The sequence below is a fragment of the Reyranella soli genome, from assembly GCF_007992495.1.
Taxonomy (GTDB): Bacteria; Pseudomonadota; Alphaproteobacteria; order Reyranellales; family Reyranellaceae; genus Reyranella; species Reyranella soli.
Map to the genome: position 1 here is coordinate 1 of NZ_BKAJ01000130.1, position 6,161 is coordinate 6,161.

Sequence of the window (6,161 nt, forward strand, 5' to 3'; positions counted from 1 at the left end):
GCGGACCTGGAGGTCCGCGCTCCAATGAATCTATTCGGCAGGCTGAGGCGCCGCGACGCCAACAACGCGGGCCCGTTCGCCGGAGGGCAGCAGCAGCGCCACCAATGTAATCGCGACGGCAACGCCCGACAGGCTCAGGAACAAGAGCTCCAGGCTGCCGGTCGTCTCGCGCACCCAGGCGATCAGCATGATGGCAATTGGGCTCGCGCCCAGCGCGACCACGAACTTCGCGCCGAAGCCCAGCCCGTGGTAGTGGCTCGGCGTATAGCGCGCGATCAGGATGTTCTCGATCGGCCCCGAGGCCGAGCTCAGCACCGCCGAAGCGATGGCGCCCAGCAGCGCCAGGTATCCGTTGCCCATGGCGAGCGCCAGCATGGCCGGCACCTGCAACGCAGAGGCCACGACATAGGTCGACTTCAGCGGATAGCGATCGATGATCGTGCGGCCCATGGCGTACTGGGCGATGCCCGAGACGACGTAGATCATCGAGGTCGCGAGACCGACCCACAGCACGACCTGCGTGGCCAGGCCCCACGACGCCAGCAGTGCGCGCAGGCTCGCGATGTCGCCCGCCAGCCTGGTCTCGAAGACCAGCGCCGCGCCGAACATCACGGCCGCCCAGACGATGCCTTCGAGCGCCATGGTGACGGAGAGCACCGAGAAGACGCGCCAGAACTCGCGCTTGCCGGTCTGCATGCCGGCGGTCACGGGCATCGGCCGGTCTCCGACCTTGCCCTGCCGGATCTGCCAGGCGAGCAGCACACCGACCGCGACGCAGACGATGCCCGGCACGATGAAGGCGGCGCGCCACGAGGCGAGCGAGATCAGCACGCCGGGCACGATGCCGTAGAGCGCGAGGCCGGCGCTGCCCCACAGGCCATTGACGCCCATGGCGTGGCCCTGCTCCTTGGCGGTGCGGATGATCCAGCCGATGCCGACCGAGTGGTAGATCGCGCCGAACACGCCGAGCCCGCACAGGGCCAGCATCAGGGCGAAGGTGTCGCCCTTGGCGACCAGGCCGCAGGCGATCGACGACAGGCCGAGCCCGACGAACATCACCACCATCATCAGCGGCGCGCCGAAACGGTCCGATGCCCAGCCTGCCGGCAGGGACATCACGCCGAGCAGGATGGCGGACGGCGCATAAAGCTCCAGCAAGCGCTCGGGCGCCAGGTCCCAGGTCACGGCCAGGGTCAGCACGATGACGGCGTAAAAGGCCGTCATCATGTGCATCAGCGCATGGCCGATCGAGGAAAAGACCAGGACGCGCTTGCCCATGGCCAGTTCAGACGCAACTTTCATCATGGCGCCTGTATCGGGCCGGAACCGGACCTGTGCAAGCCGGCTTGCGGCATCGCTGCCATTCGCGCTAAAGCCCCCTTGCCGCGGCGATCCTGCGGCACCGGTCGGGGCGTAGCGCAGCCTGGTAGCGCATCAGTCTGGGGGACTGGGGGTCGCAGGTTCAAATCCTGTCGCCCCGACCATCTAATCCCTGAAAACCAGGCCTTTTCGGCTCATCGTCCGCCGGACGGTCTGTGGAAAAACGGCACCGAGTGGCGGCGAAATGCGCCGTTCGGTACCGACTCTCCCGAAAAAGTCCCGAAGTGTGTTCGATGGTCGTTCACATCTTCGATTGCCAGCACGTTCGCATCCGCTCGACACAGAACTCGATTATCTGCAGCCCAAGCGGGCTTGCCGCGCTCGTCGTAGCGCTAGACCTTCTCCATGCGGAAAGGTGCTGAACTGGCCGAGCTCGGGCGGCATGACGATGGTCGGGAATTCCGGCGTCAGCGTGCGGGTGAGATCGACGACGTCGATGTCGCCTTGGGCGATCGCGCCGGCAAAGGCCAACAGGTTGGAAGAAGCCATATCGCTGCTTCCCGCTCACGAGCCGAGCTCGCGCGCGAGCGCCTTGGGGCTGACGGGCTTCCAGCCCGCCCCCTCTCCGTCCACTTTGCACGCTTCGGCCGGCGGCCGAACTCGCCCCGCGGATTTTGAGGAAATTTTTTGCCGGGGGTGCATTCAAAGTGCGGGGGTGCGGTCCAGGCCCGACGGGCCGAAGCTGCTTGGCGGGGTACGGGGGGTCATCGACGGGATTCCCGGAACGCACGTCGCCCCCGATCGCCAAACGCACGTTCAAGCCGAGACGCTCACACAAGGCCGCGAGCGTCCCCCCCCCAACGGGCGCTCCTGCAACCTCCAATTCCCGTGGGTTAGATTTAAACCCGCGGGAAATTGCGGTCCAAAGGGCCCATGTCGTCGAGCGAGCATGGACAGAGCGAGAGTTAACACTGTAGAACGACCGTAGCGAATTGTTATGAGGCGCTCTCGATGCCAACCAAGCCCGCTGCATTCGTCTCCTACCTCCGGGTATCGACGGCCAAGCAGGGCGCCAAGGGCCTCGGAATCGAGGCTCAGCGTGCCGCGGTAGAGACGTTCGCCGCCCAGGAGTCGGCCTCGATCGCTGCCGAGTATGTCGAGGTCGAGACAGGCAAAGGAAGTGATGCGCTCGAGCGACGGCCCCAGCTCGCCGCAGCACTGGCCCACGCCCGGCGCCTCAAGGCGCCCGTGCTGGTCGCCAAGCTCTGCCGCCTGGGCCGTGACGTGCATTTTATCTCGGGCCTAATGGCGAACCGCGTACCCTTCGTGGTGACGGAGCTGGGCGCCGATGCCGACCCCTTCCTGTTGCACCTGTACGCCAGCCTTGCCGAGAAAGAGCGCGAGATGATCAGCCAGCGCACGAAGGTGGCACTTGCTGCAGCCAAGCGCGCAGGCCGCAAGCTGGGCACTGCCGGCACCCCAAAGGCCGCAGCGCGAGCAAGGGCAGCCAGGTCAGAGCAAGCCAGGAAGGCCAACGCCACGACGCGAGCGGTGATTGCCGAGATCCGGCGTGCTGGCGTCACGACGCTCAAGGCAATCGCCCAGGAACTTGAATTGCGTGGTGTGAGGACTCCCGCCGGCCGGTCTACATGGGCGCCCGCCCAGGTCTCTCGCTTGTTGGGCTGACTGTCCACGTGGACAGTGAGGCGGCGGCAGCACGATCGCGCCGGCTCACCGCAGCGTGACGCATAACGCGGTGTGACGGGCCGCGACGCACAGAGCGCGCGCGGGCCGGTTTTTGGCCTAATCTCCCTGCACTAATCCGGGGGCGTCCTGATCTTCCCGCCTCAATGCTCCGTGGTGCTGGCTGCTGGTACGTCGATAACGACAGGGGCACGTTGGGGTCTGCTGGACAGGGCTCGCAATCCCTCCAGATGGGCAGCGCCAAGATCCACTACCAAAAGGTGGCTATCAATGGACTGGTTCGGCTTGCCGTCGAGACGGTCGGCTATTTCCCGTACTGCCCACGATTCGCCAGCCACGGCAGCTTCTACGGTGCGCTTGGCAATCACGTCGAGAAGCTGGGCGCCCTTGTGTTCGCCGTTCTTTTCGGCGCGCTTCCTGACCGCTCGCTGTAGGGCATCACGAAAGGCTTTTTCACCCCATGCGCCGCGTGGTCGTCCTGTTCCCATGGTGCCCAAGCCTACCACACTGCGTCGGGTTTAATAACCGCTAGCTCTTTGCCCCCTTGGCGTTTCTGGGCGCTGCCATCCGCAACCGCAATCGCAATCCTTTTGGTGGGCTCCGCCTCCCGGTTTTCTGTACGGCATATTCCATGGCCTAATTTCACCGATCGCCTTGATCGCTTCGCTGTTCACGGACGTGCGTATCTATGCCTTTCCCAACTCTGGCGTTGGTTATGATTTTGGCTTCATGCTGGGTGCCGGGGTCGTGCTGGGCGGTAGTGCCGCCATGTCTTCCTAACGGGCGGAAGGCCGGCCCGATCGGTATCCGACTCCGGGACCCTTGCGACACTTGCGATTGTTGCGACAGATGAGGCCGTGAACGGCAAAGCCGGATGTGCTCCAGTCTTGGGCGTGGGACGACATCGCGGCCCCCAAGTGGATCGAACCGCAGCTCACGCGCCTGGTGGACGAGGCGCCCGCTGGTGACGGCTGGGTCCACGAGATCAAGTATGACAGCTATCGCATGCACGCCCGAATCGACGGCGGCAAAGCCAAGCTGCTGACGTGCAGCGGGCTGGACCGGTCCCACCGCTACCGACGCACGGTCGAGGCGCTGCAGCGGCTTCCGGCCATTACGCGCCCGCTAGCATCCCCTTGGTATTACGACCGTTATTCGTTCCGTACTGATGTCCGCTAATCCACTCCCCTAATGGCGGGAATGTTCAATGTTGAACATTTTTAGCGGCAGTCGGTGACTATCCTAGCATTGTTGTGTCGCCGGAAGGGTGCGCCGATGCCGACCAAGCCAAGTGATCAGACAATTGCAACTCGCGGCGGAAGATACACAACAGGCGACGAGCCACATCGGACAATGACTCACGGGTCGACGCCTTAGCGCGCCCGTCGACTGTTCAGGCGGTGAACTGCCGGGGCGCAACGTTAAGGGCCGCCGTTAGCTATTCAACCGGTGCTCTCAGGTATTCGGCGTGGCCGGCCCGCGCACCCCAATGGCCACGGGCCGGTTTCACTCCCACACACACCACCTTGCAGAGATAGGTCGTGGGCTTCAGTGAGTCTGTTCAACATTGACCACTCTGCAAGAGAAAGACTCCCCGTGTCGGACGCGCCTGTCCGCAGCCTCAACGACGCACTTGCGCGTGCGGGCCAGCGTGCAGGAGAGCGGGCCGCGCGGTTGTTGCCGCGCGACAGTGGTGTGGGTCACTGCGGTCGCACTAAGTGAGAAACCACCCGCCCACCCTGTTTGGGGTCAGGGCTGCAAACCTCTAGCGTCGCTCTCCAGTGACCCTCACGATATTCTTTGAGAGGGCAAGCTGCTCAATCACGCTTGATTGAAGCAACCGCACCAAAACAGGGGTGTTGAAGTGGGCCTAAGGGCATGGGCTGGCAGGAAAAATGCATTGGGTTGAGATTGAAGCTAACGCAGCTTGCGCTAGCGCGTCTGATCGAAGGGGGTGCAGATGGAGAAATTGGGCGAATGCGAACTTAGGCCCGGAGATGAGCTGCGTGAGCGGGTTGCCCGGGCGTTGGCCAAGGTCGATCGACTTGAGGCTGCACGCGCGCGCGAGAAAGCTTACGCCGAAGAGCGAGCGGTAGCGAAGGCGAATGCCGAACCGCCCACCAAGCGGCCATGGTGGCGCCTAGGGAGGTAACCCCGATTATGGGTCGTCCAGGGGATTAGTTCTCCGGCGCCTCAGGTTAGCGCGAGGACAAGCCGGCGCGACAGGTCATCCGGGCAGCACCCTCATCAAGGCGCTGGTTCTTAACCCCGCACCAATTCTTCTTTCCGGTGAAAGAACCCTCTGGCCTGAGAGGCGTTGTCACCGTGCCGGTTATCCCCGTTTCCGGTGCGCCTGTCCCGACCGCTAGTCCCTAGATGGGTTCACGGCCGGGGTGGGCTGCAACAAGACTGCCGCAACTCTAGCGGCGTGGGTCGATCTTGCGGCCGGGCAGTTCACCGCTCGAGTGGGCAACTTTCCGCCTTGGCCGCTTTCCGGTCAGCCGATCCACGGCCGCAGGGTGGCGCTGCGGATCTTCGACCTCGTCCAGGCAATAGTCCTGCATGCCCTTTTCCTTGGTCGGCTCCACAACGCACACCCAAGCCTCGGAGCCACAACGGGAGCAGCTAAACCGCTTCGTCCGATAGTCCACGTCGAGCAGACCAGTGAGCCGCAATGCGGCGTAGCGCCGGCAGGTATCGCATCGCACCCACATAAGGCCGAACGTCTTTTGCAGGGCGCGGAAGGTGTAGGGCTTGTGCGGCCATGGCCCGGTCATGTCGACCGTAACGCTACGGGCCACCTCCGGTCTCGTGCATGCACGTGCTAGCACTGTGCGGCATGCGGGCGCGCTGCAGTGCATGCAAGCCAACGCAGGTCGACAAACAAGCTACTCGATCACCTCGTCGGCCATAACAAGCATTGACGGCGGCAGCGTGAGCCCAAGAGTCTTCGCTGTCTTGGCGTTTACAATGAGCTTAAACTTGGTCGGCTGTTCGATGGGGATGTCGGAAGGCTTGGTGCCGTTCAGGATCTTAATGACCTGCACGGCGGCACGCCGCCCGAGTTCGTCGTTGCCATCTTCTCCATATGTGATCAGACAGCCCACTTCACCCCAGCCGAACCACTGGGCGCAAGC

Annotated in this window: 7 protein-coding genes and 1 tRNA gene; 4 read left to right on the forward strand and 4 right to left on the reverse strand. The window is 63.8% G+C overall.

Going from position 1 to position 6,161, the window contains the following annotated elements:
- Nucleotides 1-30 precede the first annotated feature (30 nt).
- Nucleotides 31-1,305, reverse strand: coding sequence for an MFS transporter (locus tag RSO01_RS32720; protein WP_147154797.1), 1,275 nt, complete (start codon nucleotides 1,303-1,305; stop codon nucleotides 31-33).
- Between the two features lie 102 nt (nucleotides 1,306-1,407).
- Here RSO01_RS32720 and RSO01_RS32725 point away from each other — a divergent pair.
- Nucleotides 1,408-1,484: transfer RNA gene (locus tag RSO01_RS32725), tRNA-Pro, on the forward strand.
- Nucleotides 1,485-1,671: 187 nt separating this feature from the next.
- On the opposite strand, the gene RSO01_RS32730 is transcribed toward RSO01_RS32725, so the two are convergent.
- Nucleotides 1,672-1,869, reverse strand: coding sequence for a hypothetical protein (locus tag RSO01_RS32730; protein ID WP_174825971.1), 198 nt, complete (start codon nucleotides 1,867-1,869; stop codon nucleotides 1,672-1,674).
- A gap of 462 nt (nucleotides 1,870-2,331) precedes the next feature.
- Here RSO01_RS32730 and RSO01_RS32735 point away from each other — a divergent pair, with 462 nt between their 5' ends.
- The 3 genes from RSO01_RS32735 (at nucleotide 2,332) to RSO01_RS32745 (ending at nucleotide 4,203) form a co-directional block, all read left to right on the forward strand.
- The gene (locus RSO01_RS32735; protein ID WP_147154798.1) at nucleotides 2,332-3,006 is read left to right on the forward strand and encodes a recombinase family protein; all 675 of its coding nucleotides are present in this window, start codon (nucleotides 2,332-2,334) and stop codon (nucleotides 3,004-3,006) included.
- A 248-nt stretch (nucleotides 3,007-3,254) separates the two neighbouring features.
- Nucleotides 3,255-3,458 carry a hypothetical protein gene (locus tag RSO01_RS32740; protein ID WP_147154799.1) on the forward strand — a complete coding sequence of 68 codons (204 nt, stop codon included), beginning with the start codon at nucleotides 3,255-3,257 and terminating at the stop codon, nucleotides 3,456-3,458.
- Between the two features lie 442 nt (nucleotides 3,459-3,900).
- A complete protein-coding gene (locus tag RSO01_RS32745; protein ID WP_147154800.1) occupies nucleotides 3,901-4,203 on the forward strand; it encodes a hypothetical protein in 303 nt (100 codons plus the stop codon).
- Between the two features lie 1,241 nt (nucleotides 4,204-5,444).
- On the opposite strand, the gene RSO01_RS32750 is transcribed toward RSO01_RS32745, so the two are convergent.
- Together RSO01_RS32750 and RSO01_RS32755 are read right to left on the reverse strand one after the other, a co-directional pair.
- Nucleotides 5,445-5,801 (reverse strand): hypothetical protein, encoded by a 357-nt coding sequence (locus tag RSO01_RS32750; protein ID WP_170303526.1) that lies wholly within the window; start codon nucleotides 5,799-5,801, stop codon nucleotides 5,445-5,447.
- A 111-nt stretch (nucleotides 5,802-5,912) separates the two neighbouring features.
- Nucleotides 5,913-6,161: ABC transporter substrate binding protein (locus RSO01_RS32755; RefSeq protein WP_281291558.1), on the reverse strand; the 249-nt coding region annotated here is incomplete at its 5' end.